The following is a 26473-nucleotide window of genomic DNA, read 5'->3' on the forward strand; positions in this document are numbered from 1 at the left end:
CCGGCGGCTTTTGCACCAATGATAACGGAGACGTAGGTGATGGGTAACGGCAACGGCGCGACTTTGATCATTCCGCCGCAGGGGCCGCTGAAGGGCCGGGTGGCGCCGCCGGGCTCCAAATCCATCACCAACCGCGCCCTGCTGCTGGCCGGACTGGCCATGGGCACCAGCCGGCTGACCGGCGCGCTGAAAAGCGACGACACCCGCTATATGGCCCAGGCCCTGCGCGACATGGGGGTCGACGTGGATGAGCCGGACGACACCACCTTCGTCGTCCACGGCACCGGCCGGCTGAACGCGCCGGCCCAGCCGCTGTTCCTGGGCAATGCCGGCACCGCCACCCGCTTCCTGACGGCGGCGGTGGCCGCCGCCGTGGACGGCACCGTGGTGGTGGACGGCGACGCCCACATGCGCAAGCGCCCCATCGCCCCGCTGGTGGCCGCGCTGAAGACCCTGGGCGTGGATATCACTGCCGCGACCGGTTGCCCCCCCGTCACCGTCAATGGCCAAGGTGGATATGCCGGCGGCCGGGTGGAGATCGACGGCGGCCTGTCCAGCCAGTATGTCTCCGCCCTACTCATGATGGGCGCCTTGGGGCGCGCGCCGACCGACGTGGTGCTGACCGGGGCCGACATCGGCGCCAAGGGCTATGTCGACCTGACCACCGCCGCCATGGCCGCCTTCGGCGCCCAGGTCAGCCATCCCCGCGATACCGTCTGGACCGTGGCCGCCACCGGCTACCGGGCCGCCGACTTCCCGGTGGAGCCCGACGCCTCGGCCGCGACCTACCTGTGGGCGGCGGAGGCCCTGACCGGCGGCGCCATCGACCTCGGCACCCCGGCCACCGCCTTCACCCAGCCGGACGCCCGCGCCTACGATTTCATCCGTCTGTTCCCCCACCTGCCGGCCGTCATCGACGGATCGCAGATGCAGGACGCCATCCCCACCCTGGCCGTGCTGGCGGCCTTCAACGCCACGCCGGTGCGCTTCACCGGCATCGCCAACCTGCGGGTCAAGGAATGCGACCGCGTGGCGGCATTGGCGACGGAACTGTCGCGCATCCGCCCCGGCCTGGGGCTGGAAGAGGGTGACGATCTGCTGGTGGCCAGCGATCCCGGCCTGGTCGGCCAGAGCCTGCCCACCCGCATCGAAACCTACGCCGACCATCGCATCGCCATGAGCTTCGCCCTGGCCGGCCTGAAGATCCACGGCATCACCATCCTGGACCCGGCCTGCGTCGCCAAGACCTACCCCGGCTATTGGCAGGCGCTGGACAGCCTGGGCGTGGAGTTGGTGGACGCGGCGTAGATGACCTCAGGCCATTAGCGGCAGCGCCTCGGCGAACGATCGCACCCAGGCGCGCTGCTCTTCCGTGTCCGGCACGGGCACACCCCGGGCTTGTGCGATGCGGTCGAAAGCCGTCGGCGCCTCCAAACCAGCGCAAACCATCACGCAGGCTCCCACCAGCGATGAGCGACCAATGCCGGCCCGGCAATGCACGGCCACGGATCGGCCCGCCCCTAGGTTCGAGGCCAGGCGTCGGGCTAGGGCCGCCATCCCACGCATGGAGCCAGGCACACCCCGATCCGGGATGGGAAGGGTCGTGAATACCAGCCCACCGTCCTGACAGAGCGTCACTTCACGTGCCAAGTCCAACTCCCGGACCTCCGCCGGCTCCAGCAGGCTCACCACCTCGTGAACACCGGCCGCCTGCCAGCTGGCGATTTCATCCGCCAGCCAATCGCCGGCGCGAGGGCGCGCCATGATGGCCAATCGGCCTGTCCAGTTCAGGTCCTGGGTTTCTATCCAGTAAAGGCCCCCGCGCATTCGATTTGTTCTCCGCCCCATACAGCGCCGTCGCGCGGCCTCGATATCTTGCGTTGACTCGAATCGACTGGGCAATGACAGGTTGGCGCGGCATCTCCTTCAGGCCCGTCCCAGAACCCTCCTTGACCTACCCCCCAATTTGAATTTACTTTGTAGAAGAAATGGGGAGGTCCGGTGGATGGGCAGGCATACCTTGGGCGCTCTGGAACAGGCGGTGATGATGGTCATCCTGGCGCTGGGTGATGGCGCCTATGGCGTGGCCATCCGGGATGAGCTGTCACGGCGCACCCAACGCGACCATTCCTTCGGCGCCGTCTACACCACCCTGGACCGGTTGACGGCCAAGGAACTGCTGGTGACCCATTTGGGTGAGCCGACGCAGAAGCGCGGTGGCCGGGCCAAGCGCTATTTCACGCTGACCGGCGAAGGGCGCAAGGCGCTGGACCACGCCGTCAATGCCCGGCACGAATTGGAGTCCGGCCTGGGCCTGGCGGGCAAGGGGGCCTGAACCATGATGATGACGCCCAACGCCCCCGCCCTCCCCGCCGCTGGCCTGCCCCTGTTCCCCCGCCTTTGCCTGACGCTGGTGGCCTCCACCCATGAGGTGGAGGACCGCATGGGCGATTTGGAGGAATCGTACGTCAACGCCCTGGCATCCTTGGGGCCGGAGGTGGCGCTCCGCCGCTATCGCCGCGACATCGCCTCCAGCATCCTGGCCATCGCCTACCGGCGGCTGGAGAGCCTGATCCTGCTACGGTTCCTGGACCGCGGGCGACTGCTGGTGTCGATGGTCGTGGCGGCCGGCGCCTTCGCCCTGTGCTGCGGCACCCTGGCGGCCCTGGTGCCGCCGCCGTGGTGGGCACAGGCGGGCCTGCCGATCTATCCCGGCCAGTTCCGGGGCTTCAACCCGCCCGATTATCCCGTCTGCCAGGCCTGGACCGATTATCAGGGCAATAACCGCATGGCGCGGGACCTGTACCGGCGTGGCGTCCACGTGCTGCCGATCGCGACCCAGGACGCGGTGCGCTCGGGGGCCGGGCGGAATCTGTCCGTCCTATTGCCCCGAACGGCCAAGGTGGTGGCCATCTACTGCGGCACCGCCCGGCAAAGCGCGCCCATCGAGGAATGTTCCCGCGGCGGCTGCGACGCCGGGGCCGCCCCCTTCATCGAGGACAGCGCCTACGCCAACGGGCGTGTCCTGACCTTGGGCATGGCCACCCGGTCCACCGCCGCCGAGGACCATGTCACCGGCCATTTCTGGGTGGCCTGGCAGGACACGAACCCCTCCCCCTGAACCCTCCGTTTCAGCATCCTTAGCCGGGCGCGCTTATTTCTTCTACATTGCAGAATAAAATAGGGAGTGCATGTGCCATGAGCACAACCATGTCGCTGGAGTCCCCGATGCCGTTTCCCATTGTGACCATGAGCCGACTGCTGGGGTCCCTGATCTCGGCCGCCCTCTCCTGCTGCCTGGTCTATGGCCTGTTGAACGCCTCGATACCGGACCCGTGGTGGCGGCAGGCGGGCCTGCGCACCAACCCCGGCAATTTCGTCAGCCCCAACCTGGTGGACTATCCCTTCTGCCAGGCCTGGACCGACTACCAGGGCCAGAACCGCATGGCGCGGGATCTGGGCGGCCCCGGCGTGAGGGTCACGGAGGTGGAGACGCGGACCGCCATCCGCCCGGAACGGGAAGAGAACCTGCTGGTGGAACTGCCGGGGACCGCCCAGGTCGTGGCCGTCTACTGCGGCATCTCACAGGACCGGGCGCCCATGGGCGAATGCGCCCGCTATGTCTGTGGCGACGGGGTCGCCACCTTCATCGCCGACAGCACGTACACGGGGAGCCAGTATAGCGGCACCCAAGAGACCGGGAACCGGATCCTGACCTTGACCCTCATGAACAAGCAAGCCCAAACCCGGCGCCAGACCGTGGCCCATTTCTGGGTGGCCTGGCGGGACACCGCCCCGCCCCCTGCCCAGTCCCCCGCCCAGTCCCCTCAGGCGGGAACATCCCAGGCGGGGCCGGACATGGCGCCGGCGGCGGCCCCCCACAAGCCCGCCGTGAAGCCCACCGGGAAGCCCATGTCCAACCCGACCTGACGCCGCCGCCGCTGTCAGTCCTGGAACAGCCAGACCAGGGAGGTGCTGGCCAGGGCCGCCACCGCCCCGGTCACAGCGTCCTCCGCCATGTCGGGCAAGACCGGCTTCAGATCACCCAGGTGGGCGCCATCGGTGGCCAGCAGTTGGGTGAGCACCCGCCGCTGGTCCGCCGGCAGCTTGGCCGGAACCATGCCCGGGCCGCGCGCGGCGGGATGGATTTCCGTCGCGTCCGACAGCGCGCGGTCCAGGCCCAGGTTCAGGGGCAGGAACGGTTCCCGTTCCGCGTCCAGCTGGGTGAACAGCGCCGCCAGGTCCGGCTGGTCCAGCGCGGCGTTCAACAGGTCCGCCTGCGTCGCCAGTTGCTGGCGTGTCGCGTCAGGGCTGGCAACGGCCATCACCTCCTCCCGGAAGGTCGCGTCGTCGCCCTCCAGGCGGCCGGCCAACGCCCGCAGCATGTCCCTGGCCCGCAAGCCCCCCAGGTTGAGGGTCAGGTGGGCGGAGCAGCCGCCCTCCGGCACCGCCGCCCAGTGAATGTCGCCCCGGGGGATGTACAGCACGTCGCCGGGGCGCAGGGTGTCCTGCCATTCGATCGGCCCGGCCTCCGCCAGGGTGGGATAGCTGCGGCTGACCAGGGGGTGGACGGCGCGGGTGCCGTGGCAGTGCCAGCGCTTTTCCCCATGGATTTGCAGGATCAGGACGTCGTGGTTGTCCCAATGGGGCCCTAGCGCCCCGTCCCGCTGGAAGCTGACATAGGCGTTGGCGCCGCCGCGCACGCGGTAGCGCCGTTCCACCGCCGCGACCAGGGCGGCGATGCGGGGGGAAACATGGTGCAGATGGTTCAGCGCCAGGCTGAGACCCTGATTGGCTTGCTCATGCAGGACCGCGCTCTTGAGAAACAGCACGCCCGCCTTGGAGCGGCCAACCACCGTTTCATAGGGCAGGTCCTTGCCCGACCGGACCAGACGGAGGCGGCCGCTGTGCAGCCCCGCCAGGGTCACCTGGCTGTTGACCAGCGACCAGGGGAGCAGGCGGCTGAAGCCCTCCGCCCCGTCGGTGCGCAGGTGCAGGCGCCGCTTTTCCAAAAAGGCCCGGTCCAGATCCGCCGGGTCATGAGGGCGGACCAAAGCCGCCACGCCACCAAGCATATGCCCCCAACCTCCCTGACCCCGTCCAGCGCTTGCGCCCATGATAGCGATTCACGCCGGAAAACCGGACACTTTCTACTTGGGCGTGTCAGATGCCGACGGGTCCGCCCCGCCAGCCGGCTTGGCCGGCCGCTTTTTCGGCACCGGCTTTTCCGGTTTGCCGTCCTCATCCGTGGGCGAGAGGAAGAAGAGGTTGCGCAGGAAGCCCGGCGCCAGCACGGCCAGCGGGTTGACCGACACGTCCAGGTCGTCCAGCGGACCCTTGACCCGGTATGTGGCCGACAACAAGCCCTGCCCTTCGCCACCGGTCAGCAAGTCGCCCACCAGCGGGATGGCGCCCAGCAGCTTGTTGAAGGTGGAAAAGGGCACGATGGTGCCCTGCAGGTCGGCCGAACTCTGGCGCATGTTGATCTCGCCTTCCATGGTCAGGCCGATGGCGGCGCCCGAGGTGCGCACGTCATGGAAGGTGACGCCGGTGTCGGTCCAGTGGAAGCCGCCCTCCAGCTTGGCGAACGTGATGGGCGAGCCGCTCATGAAGTCGGAGAAGCCCTGGAAACTGGCCGCCGACAGCAGGCGCGCCATGACCGGCGCCTCCACCACCTGATAGTCGGTCACATCCAGGGTCCCGGCCACCACCTCGTGCGGGTCGCCGGGTGTGCTGCGGCCCTTCACCACCAGCTTGCCGCCGCGCAGATGATCCAGCACGTCAAGCTGCTGCAGCGCCGCGCCGGCATCGTCCGACGTGAGGGTCAGCGCCATGGCGTCGCCATCCGGAACGTAGCGCAGGGCCAGGTGGCCAGCATCGCCCTTACCGACGCGGGTGTCGAGGGCGACGGAGCGCCAATTGCGCCCCCGCCGGACGAACCGCCCCTTGGTGGCGCCGATCTCCCGCCCGCCACCGGCGGTCACCACCCGGTCGAAGCTGAAATCGATGTCCAGCGGCGGCCGGGCATCCAGGGCCTTCAACTCCGCCTCGGTCGGGGCACGGGCGCCGCCGGAGGCGGAACGGCGGAAGGGCCGGGCGTCCATGGAGGGGCCGGCCGCCTTCACCCGCATACCACCGGCATCGTCCACGTCCACCGTCATCGCCAGGTCGGTGTTACCCTGGCGGTAGCGGTCGACGGCCAGATGGCCGATGGAGAAGTTGTGCTTGAGGTCCAGGCTGCCCGAAGCCTCCATCCCGTCCGACTTCAGCTGGAAGCGGCTCACATGCAGGGGGCGGCCCTGCTCGAACCCCACCTCGACATGGCCGGATGCCGCCGTGCCCGGCACCTTGCGCCAGTCCATCAGCGCGACGGCCAGGGCGGAGCGGGTGAGGTCGAGGTCGGCAACGATGGTCTCATTGTGACGGGCGTCGCGGGTGTAGACCATGCTGACGCCCACGGGGCCGCGCACCCATTCGGGGAAATCCAGGTGGAAGGTCTGGCGATCGCGGTCGCTGGCCGTGGCCTGCAAGGCCACACGTGTGCCGATGGGCGCCTCCTCCGGGAAGTTCTCGCGCCACAGGATACGGGCCGGCATGCCATTCAGGCGGGCGGTGCCGTTGGTGTCCATCCCCTTGTTATCCAGCACCAGGGTCAGATCGCCATCCGTGGCCCGGACATCGGCCACCAGCCCATCCGCCGCCACGTTCCTCAGACGGGCCTGCACGCCCAGCTTCACCTGGTCCATCTTCAAGGTGGCGACCAGGGGGAAATCGAAACGCAGGGTCATGTCGGCGGTGCCGCCCACCGCCGCCGGCACCAGGCCGACCTTGCGGGCATAGCCCAGCGGGGGCGTGTCGATCACTGTCAGCGCCGACGAGATGGGGCCGCTGACCGGCAGCGTCATCTCCATCCTCTGCGATGTCTTGTCGAGGCCGGTGATGTCCAAATGGGAGGTGCCCAGCGCCAGGTCCAACAGGTGGCCCCGCGTCAGCTCGATGCCCAGGTGCCCGCCGTCGAAGGTGGCGGTGCCGCCGACATCCTTCACCTTGGGCATGCCGTCCATGTAGTTCACGGTGGCGCCGGAGAAGGCGAAGCTGGCCGCCATGTGGGCGGTCGCCAGGTCCGACAGGTCGGCCGGCGCCGCGCCCTCCAGGCTGAAGGTCACCTTGTCGAAGGCGCCGTCTGACAGGTTCTGCATGATCCAGGCGCGCGGCTTGGGCAGGGCGTCCAGCGGCCAGAGCGCGTCCAGCCCGTTCAGCGGCACGGCCTTGACCTCGGTGGACAGCGCCACCTTGTACCCACCGTCGTCCCGCTTGGTGGCCTTGCCCGTCAGCGCCACGGTGGAGCCGGGCGCGGCGCCGTTGGCGCCGGGCAGCGCCAGGTTCAGGTGGGTGAGGGTCAGGCCCCCCGGCTCCAGCCGCGCCTGAAGATCCAGGTTGGCGACGGCCAGCGGGGCCTTCAGACGGCCCGGCAAGGTGACGGTCCCCGCCGTGCCGCTGATGGCGACATCGAGGATGCGGGGGGAGAAATCGGCGGCCAAATCCAGCGCGATGGTGCCGGCCAGCGGCATGTCGATGCCGCCCAGCGCCGCCAACACCCCATCCGACGCGCGGGTGACGCGCGCCAGGTCCGCCGGACTGACGCCGGAGAAGTGGGCCACGGCGCTGACGGTGCCGGCGGCCAGGCGATACCCCAGGTCCGCCGACATCTGGGTCATATGCCCGCCCAGATCCACCACCAGCTGGGCCGTGCCGCTGATGCCGTCCCGGTCGCGCGACAGGGTGATGTCGGCCCGCGGCGCCGACCACACCAGGCCCAGCTGGCGATTGTCCACCGACAGCCGCGCCTCGGACACCACCAGCTTGGTCAGGGCCCCCAGCGGTTCCAGCGGGTCGGGCGGACGCTTCAGGGCCGTCAGCAGGTCGGCCATGAAGTCGTTGCCGTCGTCGGTGTCGTCATCCGCCAGCAGGGCCAGGCGGAAGCGCCCGTCCACCTCGCGGATGGCGTTCAGCCGGGGGCGCACCAGGACGATGCGGGTGGGCGCCAACCGGCCGTGCAACAGGGCGGGGACCGATAACGCCACGCGGAATTCCGGCAGCGTGGCCACGGTGGCGCCGCCCGTGCCGGTCAGCACCACGTCATCGGCCAGGATTTCCACCGTCGCCCCCTTGGGCGCCTTGGCCAGCAGCACCTTGTGGACGGAAATGCGGATGGGGCCGCTGGCGTTCACCGCCTGTTCCAGATAGGGCGCGAACCAGGAGATGGGCATGGGTCCACGGCTGAGCCGCCAGGACAACAAGCCGACCGTGACCAAGACCACCAGCAGAATCCCCGCCAGCAGTTCAAGGACCACCAACGCCGCGTGCCCCACGACACCCCGCCGCCGCCGCGCTGGGGGCGGCGGGGGAGGTTCCGGCAGCCGCCTTCCGGGCACCTGCAAACCGACCGGCGCCTCGGAAGGGGCCTCGGCAGGGGGGATGGGAGGCGTCGGACGAGGCAAAGGTTCAGACTTCCGGCATTGGCTTGACCGCGTCGGCGGGCCGTGGGCACTCTGCCCCCGATCCCCCGCCAACCAAGAACGGCGAACGGGACCCAACCCCAGACCCGCGTCCGGTCCCAGCAACATGGGGCCGGGATGGACGGGTTACACGGGGGCGAGGCCCAATTCCTGGCATAGCCCGGTCAGATATCCATGTTCAATGCGAAATCCCTACCCCAAGCGGCAGATGCCGAACTTCTGGCCCGCGGCCTGGACTCCTGGCAGCGGCGGGCGGACGATTCCGGCGATGCCGATCTGGCTGTGTTCGCCCGGGATTACGCCGCCGATGCCGACGGGTCGGCCCTGCTGGCCGCCATCCTCGGCAACAGCCCCTTTCTGGGACAGGCGCTGCTGAAGGAACCGGCTTTTTTCCGGCAAGTGACGGAGCAAGGCTTCGATGCCGCCTTCATGGACCTGCTGGAGGGCCTGTGGGCCGAGGTGGGCGGTCCCACCACCACCGATCGGCTGATGAAGGCCCTGCGCGTGGCCAAACGGCGCGCCGCCCTGTTGATCGCCGCCGCTGACATCGCGGAAGCCTGGACCCTGGAACAGGTGACCGGGGCGCTGAGCCAGCTGGCGGAGGCGGCCTTGCGCCTCACCGCCCGCCACCTGCTGCGCCAATTGGCCGCCAAGGGGGAGATACGCCTGCCCGACGCGACCCACGACCCGGAGGCCGGCAGCGGCCTGATCGTGCTGGCCATGGGCAAGTTCGGGGCGCTGGAGCTGAACTATTCCAGCGACATCGACCTGATCATCCTTTACGACGACGGGGTGGTCCAGGCCCGCGACCCCGATGAGATGACGCGCACCTTCGTGCGCCTGGCGCGCGATCTGGTGCGCATCATGGAGGAGCGGACGGTGGACGGCTACGTCTTCCGCACCGATCTGCGCCTGCGCCCCGATCCCGGCGCCACGCCGCTGGCCGTTTCCGTCTCCGCCGCCGAGGCCTATTACGGCAGCCTGGGCCAGAACTGGGAGCGGGCGGCCATGATCAAGGCGCGGCCGGTGGCGGGCGACCGCAAGGCCGGCCAGGACTTCATGGGCCTGATCCGCCATTTCATCTGGCGCCGCAACCTGGACTTCGCCGCCATCCAGGATATCCATTCCATCAAGCGGCAGATCGGCGCCCACAAGGGCCACCGCGACAAGGCGGTGAACGGCCACGACATCAAGCTGGGCCGGGGCGGCATCCGCGAGATCGAGTTCTTCGCCCAGACCCAGCAGCTGATCTATGGCGGACGGGACGCCCATCTGCGCGTGCCGGCCACCATGATGGCGCTGGACGCCCTGGTGGCGGCCGACCGGGTCAGCGAGGCGGCGGCGGCGGATCTGAAGGCCGCCTACCGTTTCCTGCGCCGGGTGGAGCACCGGGTGCAGATGGTGGACGACCAGCAGACCCACAAACTGCCGGTCGATGACAACGGCGTGGCCGCCATCGCCACCTTCCTGGGCTACGCCGACCCGGCCGCCTTCCGTACTGATCTGCTGGCCACCCTGGGCCGGGTGGAGGACCGCTACGCCGCCTTGTTCGAGGAGGCGCCGCCCCTGTCCGGCCCCGGCAACCTGGTCTTCACCGGGACCGAGGACGACCCCGACACCATCATCACCCTGCGGGGGCTGGGCTTCCAAAACCCCTCGGTGGTGGCGGCGCAGATCCGCGCCTGGCACCACGGCCGCTATCGCGCCACCCGCAGCACCCGGGCGCGCGAGCTGCTGACGGAACTGGTGCCCAGCCTGCTGGCGGCCCTGGGCGGCACCGCCCAGCCCGACCACGCCTTCATGAAGTTCGATGAGTTCCTGGAACGCCTGCCGGCCGGCGTGCAACTGTTCAGCCTGTTCTATGCCAACCCCAGGTTGCTGGAACTGGTGGCCCTGATCATGGGGACGGCGCCGCGCCTGGCCGACAGCCTGGCCCGCCGGCCATCGCAGCTGGACGCCGTGCTGACGCCCGGGTTCTTCGACCATCTGCCCGACGCGGCGGAACTGCGCGACGGCCTGTTCCGCCAACTGGCCGACGCCCATCATTTCGAGGAGGTGCTGGACCTGACGCGGCGCTGGACCGGCGACCAGCGCCTGCGCGCCGGCATCCAGATCCTGCGCCACCTGGCCGACGGCGACCAGTGCGGCCCCTTCCTGACCACGGTGGCGGAGACGGCCCTGACCGTCCTGCAGGAGCGGGTGGAGGGGGAGTACACGCCCCGCCACGGCCGCTTCCCCGCCGGCGACGACACCGGCATGGCCATCCTGGCCATGGGCCGGCTGGGGGCGCGGTCCCTGACCTTGGGCTCGGACCTGGACCTCATCACCGTCTACCAGGTGCCCGCGGACGCCGACCAGTCGGACGGACCCAAGCCACTCTCGCCCAGCGAATATTTCATCCGCCTGACCCAGCGGCTGATCAACGCCATCACCGTGCCCACGGCCGAGGGCGCCTTGTACGAGGTGGACATGCGCCTGCGCCCCTCCGGCAACAAGGGGCCGCTGGCCGTCAGCCTGGACGCCTTCACCCGCTATCAGCGGGAAAGCGCCTGGACGTGGGAGCATATGGCCCTGACCCGCGCCCGGGTGCTGACCGGCCCGCCGGCCTTGCGGGCCCAGCTGACGGACGCAATCCGGGCGGTGCTGGTGCGGCGGCGCGACCCGGACACGCTGCTGGCCGACGTGGCCGACATGCGCGCCCGCATGGACAAGGAACACCACACCAAGGACCCCTGGTCGGTGAAGCATGTGCGTGGCGGCATGGTGGACATCCAGTTCCTGGCGCAATACCTGACCCTGCGCCACGCCGCCGACCATCCCGACATCCTGGACCCCAACACCACCGGCGCGCTGGCCCGGCTGCGGGACGCCGACCTGCTGGACGCGGCGGATGCCGACGCCTTGATCGACATTCATCGCCTGTGGCGCCGGGTGCAGGCCTTCCTGCGCCTGACGGTGGCGGGCGACACCAAGGTGGCCGATGCCCCGCCGGCCCTGCGCCTGGCCCTGGCGGAGGCGGTGGGGAGTGGTCTTGACTTCGACGCCGCGGAAAGCAGAATCCGCGCCGCCGCCGCCCAGGCCTACGCCCTGTTCCAGAAGGTGGTGGAGGAGCCGGCGGCCCGCCTGGCCCCGCCCCCGCCCGCCGCCTGATCCATCCGCCCGCCCTTCGCGTATGAAGGCGGCTTGCCCTTTACCCAGAAGGAAGAAACACCATGGCCGTTGAGGTTGGTTCACTCGCCCCGGACTTCACCATGCCCACCGATGGTGGCGGCACTGTCACGCTGTCGTCCCTGAAGGGCCGGCCGGTGGTGCTGTATTTCTACCCCAAGGACGACACCACCGGCTGCACGGCGGAGGCCTGCGGCTTCGGCGAAGCCCTGCCGCATTTCGAGACGGTGGACGCCACCATCATCGGCGTGTCCAAGGACAGCGTGGCCAGCCACGACAAGTTCAAGAAGAAGTACAGCCTGCCCTTCACCCTGGCGTCGGACGCCGACACCACCGTCTGCGAGGAGTACGGCGTCTGGGTGGAGAAGAACATGTACGGCCGCACCTACTTCGGAATCGAACGCGCCACCTTCCTGATCGACCAGGACGGCCGCGTCGCCCAGGTCTGGCGCAAGGTCAAGGTCCCCGGCCACGTCGACGCCGTGCTGGCGGCGGTGAAGGGGCTGTAAGGCATGCTTTTCATTTCAAGACGAGTCCTGACCGGGTCGATGTCGGGACTCGTCTTGATCCTGACAGGCGCCGCCGTGATGACACTTCATATCGGCAGGGGCGTCCAATCGTCTTTCGACACGATAGAAGTCGGCCAGACAGAAAATTCGGTCGTCCGGATTCTGGGGAAGCCGTCAGTGACAGAGTATCCGGCCAAGCCTTTCACCCGCTACGCTGATCGCGGGTGCGAAGCGCCGTGCTTCAAACGGTTTTGGTATGAGAACCGCCTGATGTTGGATACGGAGGCTTGGTCGATATCCATTGATCGCGATGGGTTGGTCGTCGGGAAATATCACTGGGTTTCCCCTTGAGGCCCCACCTCCCCCTTGAACCTTGTGACGCCTGAACCTTCGCCTTCAGCCTCACGCGCTGGCGCTTTTGGCGCCGGCGGTGAGGGTGCCGCCCAGGCGGGCCAGGATTTCGCCGGCCAGCGCCGCGACCTCTTCGGAGCCCTTGGCCCGGCGGTCGGTTTCCTGCAGGGACAGGCCGTCCATCATGGCGCCGGCGAAGCCCACGCGGTTGCCGATGACGGATTCCGCCATGGGCACGCCCAATCCCGCCACCGCCTCGGTCAGGCGGTCGGCCAGCTTGGCGCGGGGGGGAACGCGGTTCAGGGCCAGCAGCACCGGGCGCTTTTCCGCCTTGGCCATCTCCAACGTCGGGCGGGTGGCCCACAAATCCATCGGGCTGGGCTGTACCGGCACCACCACCAGGGTGGCGACGCGCACGGCGATGCGGGCCTCCGTCTCGGCGTGCGGCGGGCTGTCCACCACCACCACGTCGTGCTCCCGCGCCAGGCGCTCCACCTCTTTCTGGGTGCGCCAGCCGTTGATCTGCATATGGGTCAGGCCGGGATCATCCAGGGTCTGGGTGCGCAGGCCGAACCAGGCGGTCAGGCTGCCCTGGGGGTCGATGTCCACCACCGCCACCCGTAAGCCGGCCAGCGACCAGGCCACGGCCAGCTGGATGGCCAGCGTGGTCTTGCCCGCCCCGCCCTTCTGCTGCGCGATGGTGACGACGTGGCCCGCCATGATGCTCGCTCCCTCAAAACACCGTGATTGCTACCCGGTGGCGGCAGTGTGGACCGCGCGGCAATGGGGGGCAAGGGTGCAGTGCACAATGGCCGCCCCCTCAAAAGAGGAAGCCGGCGTTGCGGCCCTTGTTCTTGGACAGGGCAAGCCGACAAGGCTAGATAGGGGGAAATTCCCTGTCAGGCATCGCCCCCGTGACCCAGCCCCATCCCGCCCCCGACATGTCGCCGCCCACCACGGCCGCGCTGGAGCGCGCGTCCCAGGCCCTGGCCGAGGGCAGGCTGGTGGCCTTCCCGACGGAGACGGTCTACGGCCTGGGCGGTGACGCCGGCAACGACCAGGCGGTGGCCGACATCTTCGCCGCCAAGGGCCGCCCCACCTTCAACCCCCTGATCGTCCACTTGCCCGACGTGGCGGCGGTGGAGCGCTATGCCGTGATGGATGAGCGCGCCCACCAGATGGCGGACCTGTACTGGCCCGGCCCGCTGACCCTGGTGCTGCCCCGCCGGGCGGACGCCCCCCTGTCGCTGCTGGTCAGCGCCGGGCTGGACACGGTGGCGGTGCGGGTGCCGCGCCACCCCACCGCCCGCGCCCTGCTGCAGGCGTGCGGGCGCCCCATCGCCGCCCCCAGCGCCAACCGCTCCGGCCATGTCAGCCCCACGGCCCCCATCCATGTGCGTGACGAGTTCCCCGAGGGTGGGGGCGGACGCCTGGCCCTGATCCTGGCCGACGGCCGCTGCCCCGTGGGGGTGGAGTCCACCGTGCTGGACCTGTCGGGCGAGACCCCGGTGCTGCTGCGCCCCGGCTCGATCACGCCGGAGGAGATCGAGGCCGTGCTGGGCCCCATCCAGCGCGCCGCCGCCCCCGGCGGCGGCGTCCCCAATACCGGCCTCCGGGCGCCCGGCATGCTGGAAAGCCACTACGCCCCGGGCCTGCCGGTACGCCTGAACGCCGTCAATGCCGCCAAGGATGAGGCGCTGCTGGGCTTCGGCCCCGACCGCTTCGTCCTGGGCGGCGCGGAGCGGCTAAACCTGTCGCCCACCGGCGATCTCAGCGAGGCGGCGGCCAACCTGTTCGCCATGCTGCGCCGCCTGGACAAGCCGGCCCTCGCCGGCATCGCCGTCATGACCATTCCCGATGTGGGCCTGGGCCTGGCCATCAACGACCGCCTGCGCCGGGCGGCCGCACCTCGGAGCTGAAACCCACCAGGGTCATTTATAGCCGACGAAGTGCGTGGCTAGTTCGGCGTACGTCATGAGCCCTGCCAGCAGCAGTGATAGTCCAGCCAAGGCGACTTGGCAGCGGGGCCCTCGCGCAGTCCCCCGCCATGCCCATAATGCACAGAAGAAGCCCATAAAAAGAGGCGCCAGCATGACTATGTATCCCAGCAGGGAGCCCAGGCCCCAGGGCAAGCCACATTCATAAATTATCTTGGCGTGCCAAATAGCTACGGGAAACCACGCAATGGCGGCAACGCAAAAGGCCGATCGGGGAACAACGCGCACGGCCCCACCCACTTAAGATTATGGCGACCAGCTTAATAGCCGTTCCGTCCCTCACCAACAGCGCAGTTTAACCCTTGATCCCGCCGGCCGGGACCGGACACTGTGCATTCCACACCCCTTGGCCGACGAGGTCTCGCCCCATGAACGGTCCCCGGCACATCGTCCTTATGGCCCAGTACAACGCCTGGATGAACGCCAAGCTGGTCGAGGCGGCGGCGCGCCTGCCGGCGGCGGAGATTTCGCGGGATCGCGGCGCCTTCTTCCGCTCCATCCTCGGCACGCTGAACCATCTGATGGTGGGCGACACGCTATGGCTGCGGCGCTTCCGCACCCATCCCGCCGGCTATGCCACCCTGGATCCGGTGATGGCGCTACCGGTACCGTCCGGCCTGGACGAACGCCTCTATTCCGACCTGCCCAGCCTGGCAATCGCCCGCCAGGTCCTGGATGCCGCCATCACCCAGTGGGCCGTCAGCGTGCGGGCCTGCGACCTGGACCACCTGCTGCCCTATACCAGCAGTGCAGGCAAGGCCTGCGCCCGGCGTTTTGGCGACCTGATCGTGCATTTCTTCAACCACCAGACCCATCACCGCGGCCAGGCCACCACCCTGCTGACCCAGGCCGGCGTCGACGTGGGTGTGACCGACCTGGTGGCCCTGATACCGGATGAAGCCTGATGACCACCCCGCCCTCCGATGACACCGTCCGCCGCTGCCTGGCCGCCCTGACCGACCTCCTGGGCCCCGCCGGAATCGTCACCGATGCCGAGGCGCAGGCCCCCTACCTGGCGGAGGCGCGCGGCAACGCCGTCAGCACGCCGCTGGCGGTGCTGCGCCCCTCGACCACCGAGGAGGTGGCGGCGGTGGTCCGCCTGACAGCGGAGGCGGGCATCGCCCTGGTGCCCCAGGGCGGCAACACCGGCCTGGTGGGCGGCGCCCTGGCGGGCCGCGGCACCGTGCTGCTGAACCTGGGCCGCCTGAACCGCATCCGCGAGGTCGACGCCCTGGACCACACCATGACGGTGGAGGCCGGCGTCATCCTGGCCACGGTGCAGCAGGCGGCCCATGACGTGGATCTGATGTTCCCATTGAGCCTGGGGGCCGAAGGCAGTTGCACCATCGGCGGCAACCTGTCGACCAACGCCGGCGGCATCCTGACCCTGCGCTACGGCAACGCCCGCGCCCAGGTGCTGGGGCTGGAGGTGGTGCTGCCCGACGGGCGGGTGTGGAACGGCCTGCGCCGCCTGCGCAAGGACAACACCGGTTATGATCTGAAGCACCTGTTCCTGGGTGCTGAAGGCACCCTGGGCGTCATCACCGCCGCCACCCTGTCGCTGGTGCCCCGGCCCCGGCAGATGGAAACGGCCCTGGTGGCGGTGCCGGACGTCACCGCCGCGCTGCGCCTGCTGAAACGCCTGCGCCAGGCCAGCGGCGACGCCGTCTCGGCCTTCGAGATCATGCCCCGCTTCGCCATCGAGGGCGCCGCCCGCTATCTGGGGGAGCACAACGATCCCTTATCGGAACCATCACCCTGGTACGTCCTGATCGAACTGACGGCCGGCACCCCGGGCGACGCCCTGCGCGACACGGTGGAAAGCGCCCTGGGTGAAGCGATGGAGGCGGGGGAGGTCACCGACGCCACCCTGGCCGCCAGTGGCGACCAGCGCCAGAAGCTGTGGCGCCTGCGCGAGGGCCTGCCGGAGATCGGGCGCAAGGTGGGCGGGGCGCTGCACCATGACGTCGCCGTCCCGGTCAGCCGCACCCCCCAGTTCATCGAACGGGCGAACGCGGCGGTGGCGGCCCTGTGCCCCGGCGCCCGCCCCTACCCCTTCGGCCATCTGGGGGACGGCAACATCCATTACAACATCGCCCGGCCCGACACCGACGACCCGGCCGACCGCGACGCCTTCCTGGCACAGGGCGGGGCCATCATGCGGGCGGTGCACGACGTGGTGCTGGACCTGGAGGGTTCGATCAGCGCCGAACACGGCATCGGCAACAAGAAGCGGGAGGAGCTGGCCCGCGCGCGCTCAAGCCTGGAAATAGACATGATGGCCCGCCTGAAGCGCCTGCTGGATCCCCGCGACCTGATGAATCCGGGGAAGATCTTACCCCAATAGGCAGGATTCGACCGCGAAACCACGCGCGGGCATAAGCCCATACTGACCTTTGGCGTCAATTGACGACGACTCGGCCCGCGTGAGACCCTTTAACCGTGGATATAAGGAGCCTGTGGCGTTCCCCCGACCGAGAACGGGGCCAACCCAAAGAGAGGGAGAGAGCTGATGCCTGGCAAGACCTCGACCCTTACCGCCCCTCGCGCGCCGTCACCCGTCACCGCCTATCTGCGACTGCTGCGCGGTGGCGCCGTGGCCCCCACCTCCCCCATGGACCAAGATGGGTTCCATGCCCCTTGCTCCGCCCCGCAAATGACGGGCGGCTGTGGCGGCGGCCAGATGATGGCCGGCCGCGCCCAGGATCCGGCCCTGGTCCATTTCTGACGGGGCCCCGGCTTCCGGAGCACGACATCCGCCGGGACCAAGGCGGAAACGCCTGATGCCCCGGCAACCCCGCCATTCGCGGTAGTGCGTTCGGCCGAGGCGGCGGTATGATCGCCCGCCATGAAGCCTTTCATCACCACGTTCCTGTCCCTGCGGCGCCGATCCGCGATGACGCGCTATGCCGGCGCCGCCCTGTTGGTGTGCCTGTCGTTCGGGCTGCGTGTCGCGCTGGACGACATTCTGGACGGCTATCCTGTCGTGCATTTCTTTCCGGCGCTGGTATTGGGAACCCTGTGGTTCGGCGTGGGCCCTGGCCTCATGGCCGTGGCCTTGAGCGCCGTGCTGGCCCTGCCCTTCGTGGCGCCGGCCGACGACGGCATGCCGTGGCTGCAACAGTTCGCCACCCTGCCCGGCCGGCTGGACGCCCTGCCGGCCAGGGGCTGGGCTGGGCCCGCGCTGTTCGTCGTCATCAGCTTGGTGGTGGTCGCCATCATCGCCGCCCTGCACAACGCCCTGGACACGCTGGCGCAATCGGAGCAGCAGCAGGCCATGCTGTTGCGTGAGATCTATCACCGCATCCGCAACGACCTGCAATCCGTGACCAGCCTGCTGATGGTGGCGGAAACCCGGGCGGGCGCCTTGGAAGCCGGAGAACTGGCCAAGGCCGGGGAGCGGGTGCGCGTGCTGGGCCTGGTCTATTCCAGCCTGCAGCGGCTGCAACGCGAACCCTTCGTGCCGGCCCGCGCCTTCCTGAGCCAATTGGTGGAAAACCTGGCGGTCGCCCATGGCACCGGGCGGCCCGTCACCTTCACGGTCTCGGTGGAGGATGTGAACCTGCCCCAACGGGCCGCGGTGACGCTGGGCCTGGCCGCCAACGAATTGGTGACCAACGCCCTGAAGTACGCCTTCCCCGACGGACGGGCCGGCACCATCGCCGTCAGTCTGGCGACGGAGGGGGACCGGTGGGTTCTGCGGGTGGAGGACGATGGCGTGGGGCTGTCCCCGGGACCGGCAACAACGGCCGGGGCGGCAGAAGATTCCGCCGGACATGCCGACACCGCGGGCAAAAGACGCCGCGCCGGCCTGGGCCACCTGCTGTTGGAGCAACTGGCCCGGCAGTGCGCCGGACAGTTGGGATGGACCAACGACAACGGTCTGAAGGCCTGGCTGTCGGTGCCGGCGGTGCCGGGCGCCTAAGGCCGGGGGCCTGCGGCCGGGTTAGGCGCTCGCCATATAGGCGGCGGCCATGTTGGGGGCGCGGTTGGTGGTCATGCGCTGTTCCTGCTGGCTGTAGCCATCCTTGTCCTGGTCGTCATCATCGGTGGGGGCGGCCAAGGCGTTCAGCATCATGATGGTATAGGTGGACAGCGGCATCTTGGAGCTGCTGCCGCCCCGCACCATGTCCCAGGGCTGCGAGGTGTTGTCGGCCGCCTGGACGGTGCCCAGCGTGGTCGACCCGGCATATTTGTCCGTGCTGGTGGCGCCGGTGCCGTCGAACTTGCGGGCGAAATGATCGTAGACCTGGCCCAGGGACAGGGCCTTGCCGTTGTCGTCGTAGAACACGGCGTCGTTGGCGTCGGCCGCGTCGGGAACAACGGCGTCCGCCGCCTGGTTCGGGTTTTTCTTCAGCGCGTTCAGGAACTTGGAGGCACCGCCCGCGCCCAGGAAATGGGCCAGGTACAGCTCGGTGCCACCGATGGTGCCGCCCACCTGCTGCTGCAGGGTCGTCTTGTTGTCCTGGGCCAGCTGGGCCGCCATCATCGCGGAGGTGTTGGCGTCCTTGCGCAGGTCGAGAATCTTTTGCCGGGTGGCGGGATCGGCGACATAGGCCGTGCCGTCGCTGCGGGTCTTGATGGCGCTGGCGTACTGGCCCAGGCCCACCTCGGCGCCATGCTGCTGCACCATGTTCAGCCACGTGGAGTCGGTGAACTGATAGAGGCCGGTGGCGCTGCTGGTGCTGGCTTTGGCGTTCACATTGTACCCGCTTTCCACAGACGCCTGCTTCAGCAGATAGGAAAAATCTACCCCCGCCCTGGTGCTGGCCTGCTGGACGGCGGCCACGATCCTGGCGGGGGCGGAAGACGCCAAACCCTGTGCTGCAGTCAACTGCGTGGTGGACAGCGCGGTGTTCACGACCGGACCTCACTTACCTGGAAAACGACCGGCCGACAGGGCCGATCCGATGCTGGTCCACTACGTAAGCAAAGGGCGTGCCAGACCGTCACGATGGTCCCGACCTTCGCCAATACTTGCCCGGCCGGCATCCTCCCGGCAGGATGGCACCCGCGTCGACGGGACGCGGCCCTATCGCTCAATGACCGGGCCCGCCCGCCCAATAACATTGAGCACCCCCGCCGGCCATGCCAGGTCCCGCGCCCCATCCGGGCGCGCCGGGCCGCCGCCGGTGGGCCCCCTGGGAGGACCCAAGAGACCATGACCTATCAAGCGCCCCTGAAGGAAATCCGTTTCGTCCTGAATTCCGTCGTCGGCCTGGACCGCGTCGCCGCCTTCCCCGACTTCGAAGCCGCGACCCCCGACCTGGTGGACGCCGTGCTGGAGGAAGGGGCCAAGCTGGCCGACAACGTGCTGGCGCCCCTGAACGTGGTGGGCGACCGCCAGGGGTCGAAACTGACGGAGACGGGCGTGCGCACGCCCGATGGCTTCAAGGACGCCTACCGGCAGTTCGTGGATGGCGGCTGGAACAGCGTGCCCTTCGACCCGGACCACGGCGGCCAGGGCCTGCCCTGGACCCTGTTCATCGCGCTGCTGGAAACCTGGACCAGCGCCAACATGTCGTTCGCCCTGGGGCCGCTGCTGACCCAGGGTGCGGTGGAGCTGTTGACGGCCCATGGCTCCGACGAGCAGAAGACGCTGTACCTGGAAAAGCTGATCTCCGGCGAATGGGCCGGCACCATGAACCTGACGGAGCCGCAGGCCGGTTCAGACGTGGGCGCCGTGCGCACCCGGGCGGTGCGCCAGGACGACGGCACCTACCGGATCAGTGGGCAGAAGATCTTCATCACCTATGGCGACCATGATTGGACGGACAACATCGTCCACCTGGTGCTGGCCCGCACCCCCGACGCGCCGGCGGGCACCAAGGGCATCTCGCTGTTCATCGTGCCCAAGTTCCTGCTGAACGCCGACGGCACCCCCGGTGAGCGCAACGACGCCCGCTGCGTCAGCCTGGAGCACAAGCTGGGCATCCACGCCAGCCCCACCGCCGTCATGAGCTACGGCGACAACGGGGCGTGCGTCGGCTATCTGGTGGGCGAGGAGAACCGCGGCATCGAGTACATGTTCACCATGATGAACAACGCCCGCCTGGGCGTGGGCCTGCAGGGCGTTGCCATCGGGGAACGCGCCTATCAGCAGGCGCTGGCCTACGCCAAGACGCGGGTGCAGAGCCGCGATGTGGCCGGCGGGCCGCAGCCGGTGACCATCATCCACCACCCCGACGTGCGCCGCATGCTGCTGACCATGCGGTCCAAGGTGGAGGCGGCGCGCGCCATCGTCTATTTCACCGCGTCGGCCCTGGATGGTCACCACCACCACCCGGACGCGGACGCCGCGCGCCAAGCCGGTTTGCTGAACGACCTGATGACCCCGGTGGCCAAGGCCTGGAGCACCGACATCGGCGTGGAGGTGGCCAGCCTGGGGGTGCAGGTGCACGGCGGCATGGGCTTCATCGAGGAGACGGGCGCCGCCCAATATTACCGCGACGCCCGCATCGCCCCCATCTATGAGGGCACCAACGGCATCCAGGCCAACGACCTGGTGTTCCGCAAGCTGGGCCGCGACGGCGGGGCCGCGGCCCGCACCCTGTTCGCCCTGATGAAGGAGACGGCGGAGGCGGCATCCGCCCAGCCCGGCGACGACCTGGCCGCCGTCGCCCAGGGCCTGGCCCGGGGCATCGCTGGTTTGGAGGACGCGACCGCCTTCCTGGTGGGCACTGTGAAGGCCGATGCCCGCGCGGCGGCGGCAGGGGCCGTGCCCTACCTCACCCTGTTCGGCAACGTCACCGGCGCCTTCCTGCTGGCCCGCGGCGCCATCGCCGCCAACCAGGCGCTGGCCCAGGGCCAGGACACGTCCTTCCATGAAAGCAAGCTGATCACCGCCCGCTTTTTCGTGGAACAGGTGGTGGGTCCGTCCCTGGGCCTGGTCGACGTCATCCGGACCGGCCACCGCACGCTGATGGCCCTGTCGGAAGATCAGTTCTAGAGCAGATCGCCCAAAGGCGGAATCGCCTTTGGGTGTGAAGCTGCTCGCGGACAGACTCATCTATAGCCGGCTGAGGTTCCGATTAAACCCAGCCGGCTATAGAGACGTTGGGGCGGGCTGTGGTTCCGGCTGTGGACAGTCCGCCCCTCACCCGCATGGTCATCAGCGCCGCCGTCGGCGGGAATGCCCTCATGTCCCGTCGATAAGGGATCTTATCGACAAGGAACGCCTTCATTGAGCAAGAAGGCGAGGCGGCTTTCGGCGCAAATTATCCTCCAACCGGGCAAAGGAGGATCCCATGAAACAAGCATGGCTGGCGGTGGTCGCTTTCGTGGCCCTGGGCGATGTTGCCCAAGGCGGTGCCGCGCCGGCGGATCTCACGCCCTTTCCCAGCGCCTTCCATACCCAGAATATAACGGCCAACGGCACGACCATTCATGTGCGTGTCGGTGGCGACGGCCCGGCGGTGGTGCTGGTGCACGGGTTCGCGGACACCGGCGACATGTGGGCGCCGTTGGCGGCGGAGCTGATGCGCGACCATATGGTGATAGCGCCTGACCTGCGGGGCATGGGCCTGTCCGCCGTCGCGACGGACGGCTACACCAAGAAGAATCAGGCCGAGGACATCGCCGGTGTCTTGGACGCGCTGCATGTGCGCCAGGCGGATGTGATTGGCCACGACATCGGCAACATGGTCGCCTTCGCGTTCGCCGAAGCGCACCCCGACCGCACGACCCGCCTGGTGATGATGGATGCGCCCGTGCCGGGCGTCGGGCCCTGGGATGATATCCTGAAAAGCCCGCTGCTCTGGCATTTCCGCTTCGGTGGCCCGGATATGGAGCGCCTGGTCGCGGGGCGGGAGCGCATCTATCTCGACCGGTTCTGGAACGACTTCTCCGCCGATCCCTCGCATTTTCCGGAAGCGGCGCGCCGCCACTACGCCACGCTCTACGCCGCACCCGGCCGGATGCACGCGGGCTTCCTGCAATTCGCGGCGTTCGATCAGGATGTGATCGACAACCGCGCCTCCGTGGCGCGCGGACGCCTGCTAATGCCAGTGCTGGCCATCGGCGGCGACCATTCGCTGGGGGCCGCCATGGCCCACATCCTGCGCTTCGCCGCCGACGACGTGCATCAGGTCGTGATCGCCAATTCCGGCCACTGGCTGATGGAAGAACAGCCCGGGCCCACCATCGCGGCGATCCGCGCCTTCCTGGGCACCGGGTCGGTCCCGACCTTGCCGCCAACACGCCTCAGCGCCGCCCAGGTCGACGCGCTGGGCCGTGCCAACGGGGCCGCCGGCACATCGGAACTGACCGGCGTGCAAACGACCGTGCTATCCGGCGACCCCAATGCGGCGGGGCCCTACGCGTTCGAGATCCGCGTGCCCGCCCACACACGCATCGCCGCGCACACGCACCGCGACAACCGCAACGCCATCGTCGTCTCCGGCGAGTGGCATTTCGGCTATGGCCCCGCCGCCAGCGACGCGGCGACCGAGACGCTGGGTCCGGGTGGCTTCTACACCGAACCTGCGGGCATGGCGCACTTCGCCTACACAGGCGACGCGCCGGCCGTCGTCTACATCACCGGCCAGGGGCCAAGCGACACCCAATACATCAGCACCACCGACGATCCGTCCCGGCACTGACAGGAAAATCATTCCAGGTCAGATGCCGCCGCCGTCCATCAGGTCCGACAGCCGGTCGCGGATGCGCGTGGCCAGCGCCCGGGCGGCGCTGTCGTCCCGGCCCCGGGGCCGGGCGGCGGTGATGCGGTCTTCGGAGCGCACGGTGGCGGGGGTGCCCGCCAGCAGGATGACGCGGTCCGCCAGATAGACGGCCTCGTCGATATCATGCGTCACGAACAGGATGGTCTTGGACGTGCGCCGCCACAGGTCCAGCAACTCATCCTGCAACGCCTGGCGGGTGATCGCGTCCAGCGCGCCGAAGGGTTCATCCATCATCAGTAGGTCGGGATCGACCGCCAGGGCGCGGGCGATGGCCACGCGCTGGCGCTGGCCGCCCGACAGCTGGTGTGGCCAGCGGCCGGCCTTGTCGGCCAGGCCCACCAGGGCCAAGGCCTCCTCCGCCCGCCGTCGCCGCTCCGCCCGGCTGAGGCCCAGCCCCTCCAGCCCGAAGGCGACGTTGGAACGCACGGTGCGCCAAGGCAGCAGGCGGGCGTCCTGGAACACCAGGGCATAGGGACGGCGGCCCCTGGTATCCCCGTCCGGCGCATGGGTGATGGTGCCGCTGTTGGGCGGCACCAGGTCCGCCACCACGCGCAGCAGGGTGGACTTGCCCACGCCGGATGCGCCGACGATGGCGATGAATTCTCCCGCCGCCACCGACAGGTTGAAGTCACGCAGCACCACCGTGCGGCCCTCGGCGGCCGTGGGGTTGGGGAAGGCCAGGCTGAGGTCCCGGATTTCGATCATGGGGGTCATATCATCGGCCATGTCAGGGCTTCCACCGCAGGAGGCGGTCGCGCAACGCCACGAAGCCCATGTCGACCAAGCCGTAGAACAGGGCCATGGTGGCCATGTAGACGATGACGATATCGGTCGCCAGCAGGGAACTGGCCTGCATCATGCGCTGGCCCAGGCCAGGCACGCCGAACAACTCCGCCGCCACCACCGACATCCACGCCTGGCCCAGGCCGGTGCGCAGGCCCGCCAGGATGGTGCCCGACGCCGCCGGCAGCACGATCTTGAACAGCTTGGCGATGGTGGAGCGGTGGCCGAAGGCATCGGCCAGTTCCAACAGGTCACGGTCCACCGCCTGCACGGCGCCCAAGGCGGCGAAGTAATTGATCCAGAAGACGCCCAGCACGATGATGAAGGTGGCGGCCAGGGGCGTCACCCCGAACCAGATGATGGCGAAGGGCACCCACGCCAGGCCCGGGATGGGCCGCAGCAGGCGCACCACCCAGCTGGTGAGATCCTCCAGCCGGCGGGACATGCCGGTGACGACGCCGGCGGCGATGCCGCCGACCGAGCCGATGACCAGGCCCCAGGCATAGTGCACCAGGCTGTGCACTATGGCGTCCGTCCACTGGCCGCTGCGCACCTCGGCGATGAACGCCTGGGGAATGGCGCTGGGCGGCGGCAGCAGGACGGGGCGCACCAGGCCCAGGCGGGGCACCGCCTCCCACATCGCCAGGAAGGCGATGACGCCCAGCGCCGCCCACAGGCCGCGATGCCGCTTGGCCGGCCGGGCCAGGAAAACGGACGGGGGTATGCGTTTGCCCGGCGCCGGAAGACCGGCGCCGGGCTGCTCAAGCGGCGGGGAAGAAGTCAAACGACGTCGCTCACTTATGAAGTTTTTCGTAGTAGCTGGCGTCGAACAGGGTATCCAGCGGCTCCGCCTTCTTCAAGACGCCGGTCTTCAGCTGGAAGTCCTGCAGCACCTTGGTCTTTTCCACGATGCGGCGGGGATCGACCACGAACTGCGAGGCGGGGGAGGTCAGGGCGCGCTGCATGGTCTTCACATCGACGATGCCACGACCCAGCACCTTTTCCACATCAGCGGCGGCGCGGGCGGGATCCTGATGGATCAGGGTGACGGCCTTGTCGACCAGTTCCACCAGCTTCTGCACCAGCTCGGGATGGTCCTTGGCCAGGGCGCCGGTAACGCCCAGCACGGTGCCCGGCTGATCCTTGATCATGTCCTTGCCGTAGGCCAGCACCTTCACCGTGGGCAGACGGTCCTGGATGATGGTCAGGGCCGGCTCGCGCACGGTGGCGGCATCCACCGCGCCCGCCAGCAGCGCCTGCTGGGTGGCGTCGATGCCCATGGCGACGATCTGCACCGTCGCAGGGTCAACGTGCTCATCCTCCTGCAGCCAGTACTTCAGCACCGTGTCGGGGATGGAGCCCACGGGCTGCGTCGCGATCTTCACCGGCCGGCCCAGCTTGGCCGCCAGGCGGGCGATCGCCTCCGCCTTGCTGCCGCCCTTGGCCGCCTCGGCCGCCAGATCCGGACCGCCGGCCACCACCAGTTCCTCCACCGCGGTGGAAGCCACGACCTTGACCGTGATGCCCTGGGAGCCCGCGACCATCAGCGGGCCGATGCCGCCCATGTAGGCCTCCAGCGTGCCGGACGCGAGGCCCAGGATCATGTTGGGGCCGCTGTCGAACTGCGTCAGCTTCAGCTCGAAGCCCGCCTGCTTGTCCCAACCTTCCTGGCTGATGATGTAGGCGGGGGCCGCCCCCAGCACGGGGATGTAGCCGATGTGGACCACCGGGTCGGCCGCCTGGGCGCCCTGGGGGGCCGAGACCGCCAGCAGGGCGCCGATCAGCGGCAAGGCCGTCAGCAGGGAGGAATAGGCACGACGCATGGGGCAGCTCCCTTGGAAAGTGTGGCCGGCACGGGACGTTTATTTGTGGGGATTAAGCCGGCCCGCATAGGATCAACGAGAGCGGGCAACTGTCAATGCCCACGCCTGCGCGGAGGATCCGCGAAAATTCAACAGCGCAATATGTTGAATTGCCGCACCACCGAACGGGAGAAGAGGAATGCCAACCGTCAGGGCCGAAAAAGAAGCCACGCTCCCGCCCTCCCCCACCCCATGCCATGGACGGGAAAATTCAGGAAATCCGCCGACAATGGCGGGTTCCTCAATTCAACATTAAATATTAGTCATTATTCCTGATATTGACAGTCTTTCCCGTAAATGACAGCCTCGGCGTCAAGGAAGGGGCCCCCAGCTCCTTCTGGCCAGCGCCGGGCCCCTTGCCTCAACGGAACAACCGCCCGTTCGTTCCCCGACCAGGCAGGGGGCCCGGCCACCCGGCCCGCGGCCATTTGACGGAGCAGCTTGCGCCGCGTCACCAACCGCTAAAGCGCCACGAAGCCCCTTCGTGGTTCTCCGGAACGTGAAGGACCAGGCAATGACCAGCACTTCCCCGAACCAGTCCGCTCTTCCCCGCCAGCGCACCATCTCGCGCGGCGGCTGTCCCCTCATGCGCATGGGCTGCCG

The 26473-nt window shown here is 68.8% G+C and carries 22 protein-coding genes; 14 read left to right on the forward strand and 8 right to left on the reverse strand.

Annotated features, from left to right (window positions below):
• The first annotated feature begins 39 nt into the window (after positions 1-39).
• The gene (locus FHS74_RS26615; RefSeq protein WP_184807296.1) at positions 40-1308 is read left to right on the forward strand and encodes a 3-phosphoshikimate 1-carboxyvinyltransferase; all 1269 of its coding nucleotides are present in this window, start codon (positions 40-42) and stop codon (positions 1306-1308) included.
• Between the two features lie 6 nt (positions 1309-1314).
• On the opposite strand, the gene FHS74_RS26620 is transcribed toward FHS74_RS26615, so the two are convergent.
• Positions 1315-1827: a phosphatase domain-containing protein gene (locus tag FHS74_RS26620; RefSeq protein WP_184807297.1), complete on the reverse strand. Its 513-nt coding sequence runs from the start codon at positions 1825-1827 to the stop codon at positions 1315-1317.
• 178 nt (positions 1828-2005) lie between these two features.
• Between FHS74_RS26620 and FHS74_RS26625 the strand changes: the two genes are divergently transcribed.
• The 3 genes from FHS74_RS26625 to FHS74_RS26635 all read left to right on the forward strand — a co-directional run bounded on the left by FHS74_RS26625 (position 2006) and on the right by FHS74_RS26635 (position 3930).
• Positions 2006-2335: a PadR family transcriptional regulator gene (locus tag FHS74_RS26625; RefSeq protein ID WP_184807298.1), complete on the forward strand. Its 330-nt coding sequence runs from the start codon at positions 2006-2008 to the stop codon at positions 2333-2335.
• 3 nt (positions 2336-2338) lie between these two features.
• On the forward strand, positions 2339-3121 hold the full coding sequence (locus FHS74_RS26630; protein WP_184807299.1) for a hypothetical protein: 783 nt from the start codon (positions 2339-2341) through the stop codon (positions 3119-3121).
• Positions 3122-3228: 107 nt separating this feature from the next.
• Positions 3229-3930, forward strand: coding sequence for a hypothetical protein (locus FHS74_RS26635; protein ID WP_184807300.1), 702 nt, complete (start codon positions 3229-3231; stop codon positions 3928-3930).
• A gap of 14 nt (positions 3931-3944) precedes the next feature.
• On the opposite strand, the gene FHS74_RS26640 is transcribed toward FHS74_RS26635, so the two are convergent.
• Together FHS74_RS26640 and FHS74_RS26645 are read right to left on the reverse strand one after the other, a co-directional pair.
• On the reverse strand, positions 3945-5075 hold the full coding sequence (locus tag FHS74_RS26640; RefSeq protein ID WP_184807301.1) for a JmjC domain-containing protein: 1131 nt from the start codon (positions 5073-5075) through the stop codon (positions 3945-3947).
• Positions 5076-5150: 75 nt separating this feature from the next.
• Complete coding sequence (locus tag FHS74_RS26645; protein ID WP_343067050.1) at positions 5151-8354, reverse strand: YhdP family protein; 3204 nt, start codon at positions 8352-8354, stop codon at positions 5151-5153.
• 339 nt (positions 8355-8693) lie between these two features.
• Here FHS74_RS26645 and FHS74_RS26650 point away from each other — a divergent pair, with 339 nt between their 5' ends.
• The 3 genes from FHS74_RS26650 to FHS74_RS26660 all read left to right on the forward strand — a co-directional run bounded on the left by FHS74_RS26650 (position 8694) and on the right by FHS74_RS26660 (position 12547).
• On the forward strand, positions 8694-11669 hold the full coding sequence (locus FHS74_RS26650) for a bifunctional [glutamine synthetase] adenylyltransferase/[glutamine synthetase]-adenylyl-L-tyrosine phosphorylase (protein ID WP_184807303.1): 2976 nt from the start codon (positions 8694-8696) through the stop codon (positions 11667-11669).
• Positions 11670-11731: 62 nt separating this feature from the next.
• Positions 11732-12196 (forward strand): thioredoxin-dependent thiol peroxidase, encoded by a 465-nt coding sequence (gene bcp / locus FHS74_RS26655; RefSeq protein WP_184807304.1) that lies wholly within the window; start codon positions 11732-11734, stop codon positions 12194-12196.
• A 3-nt stretch (positions 12197-12199) separates the two neighbouring features.
• Positions 12200-12547 carry a hypothetical protein gene (locus FHS74_RS26660; protein WP_184807305.1) on the forward strand — a complete coding sequence of 116 codons (348 nt, stop codon included), beginning with the start codon at positions 12200-12202 and terminating at the stop codon, positions 12545-12547.
• 51 nt (positions 12548-12598) lie between these two features.
• Here the strand turns inward: FHS74_RS26660 and parA are convergent, their stop codons facing one another.
• Entirely contained in the window at positions 12599-13267 is a 669-nt protein-coding gene (parA, locus tag FHS74_RS26665) for a ParA family partition ATPase (protein WP_184807306.1), read from the reverse strand.
• A gap of 194 nt (positions 13268-13461) precedes the next feature.
• On the opposite strand from parA, the gene FHS74_RS26670 reads away from it, so the two are divergent.
• From FHS74_RS26670 to FHS74_RS26690, 5 genes are all read left to right on the forward strand, one after another.
• Positions 13462-14466, forward strand: a complete 1005-nt coding sequence (locus tag FHS74_RS26670) for an L-threonylcarbamoyladenylate synthase (protein WP_425491379.1) — start codon at positions 13462-13464, stop codon at positions 14464-14466.
• A 446-nt stretch (positions 14467-14912) separates the two neighbouring features.
• On the forward strand, positions 14913-15449 hold the full coding sequence (locus tag FHS74_RS26675; RefSeq protein ID WP_184807307.1) for a DinB family protein: 537 nt from the start codon (positions 14913-14915) through the stop codon (positions 15447-15449).
• Positions 15449-16891: an FAD-binding oxidoreductase gene (locus FHS74_RS26680; RefSeq protein ID WP_184807308.1), complete on the forward strand. Its 1443-nt coding sequence runs from the start codon at positions 15449-15451 to the stop codon at positions 16889-16891. Before FHS74_RS26675 ends, FHS74_RS26680 begins: the two co-directional genes overlap by 1 nt.
• Positions 16892-17056: 165 nt before the next feature.
• Positions 17057-17272 carry a hypothetical protein gene (locus FHS74_RS26685; RefSeq protein WP_184807309.1) on the forward strand — a complete coding sequence of 72 codons (216 nt, stop codon included), beginning with the start codon at positions 17057-17059 and terminating at the stop codon, positions 17270-17272.
• A gap of 120 nt (positions 17273-17392) precedes the next feature.
• Complete coding sequence (locus tag FHS74_RS26690) at positions 17393-18469, forward strand: sensor histidine kinase (protein WP_184807310.1); 1077 nt, start codon at positions 17393-17395, stop codon at positions 18467-18469.
• Between the two features lie 21 nt (positions 18470-18490).
• Here FHS74_RS26690 and FHS74_RS26695 read toward each other — a convergent pair whose 3' ends face one another.
• Positions 18491-19405 carry a transglycosylase SLT domain-containing protein gene (locus FHS74_RS26695; protein WP_184807311.1) on the reverse strand — a complete coding sequence of 305 codons (915 nt, stop codon included), beginning with the start codon at positions 19403-19405 and terminating at the stop codon, positions 18491-18493.
• 300 nt (positions 19406-19705) lie between these two features.
• Here FHS74_RS26695 and FHS74_RS26700 point away from each other — a divergent pair, with 300 nt between their 5' ends.
• Complete coding sequence (locus tag FHS74_RS26700; protein WP_184807312.1) at positions 19706-21493, forward strand: acyl-CoA dehydrogenase; 1788 nt, start codon at positions 19706-19708, stop codon at positions 21491-21493.
• Positions 21494-21791: 298 nt separating this feature from the next.
• Positions 21792-23144, forward strand: coding sequence for an alpha/beta fold hydrolase (locus FHS74_RS26705; RefSeq protein ID WP_184807313.1), 1353 nt, complete (start codon positions 21792-21794; stop codon positions 23142-23144).
• Positions 23145-23162: 18 nt separating this feature from the next.
• Here FHS74_RS26705 and FHS74_RS26710 read toward each other — a convergent pair whose 3' ends face one another.
• The 3 genes from FHS74_RS26710 to FHS74_RS26720 are packed head-to-tail and all read right to left on the reverse strand — an operon-like array spanning position 23163 to position 25831.
• Positions 23163-23951 (reverse strand): ABC transporter ATP-binding protein, encoded by a 789-nt coding sequence (locus FHS74_RS26710; RefSeq protein WP_246463392.1) that lies wholly within the window; start codon positions 23949-23951, stop codon positions 23163-23165.
• A gap of 1 nt (position 23952) precedes the next feature.
• A complete protein-coding gene (locus FHS74_RS26715) occupies positions 23953-24792 on the reverse strand; it encodes an ABC transporter permease (RefSeq protein WP_425491380.1) in 840 nt (279 codons plus the stop codon).
• Between the two features lie 10 nt (positions 24793-24802).
• Positions 24803-25831: an ABC transporter substrate-binding protein gene (locus tag FHS74_RS26720; protein WP_184807314.1), complete on the reverse strand. Its 1029-nt coding sequence runs from the start codon at positions 25829-25831 to the stop codon at positions 24803-24805.
• Positions 25832-26473 lie beyond the last annotated feature (642 nt).

The sequence above is a fragment of the Nitrospirillum iridis genome, assembly GCF_014205765.1.
Classification (GTDB): domain Bacteria; phylum Pseudomonadota; class Alphaproteobacteria; order Azospirillales; family Azospirillaceae; genus Nitrospirillum; species Nitrospirillum iridis.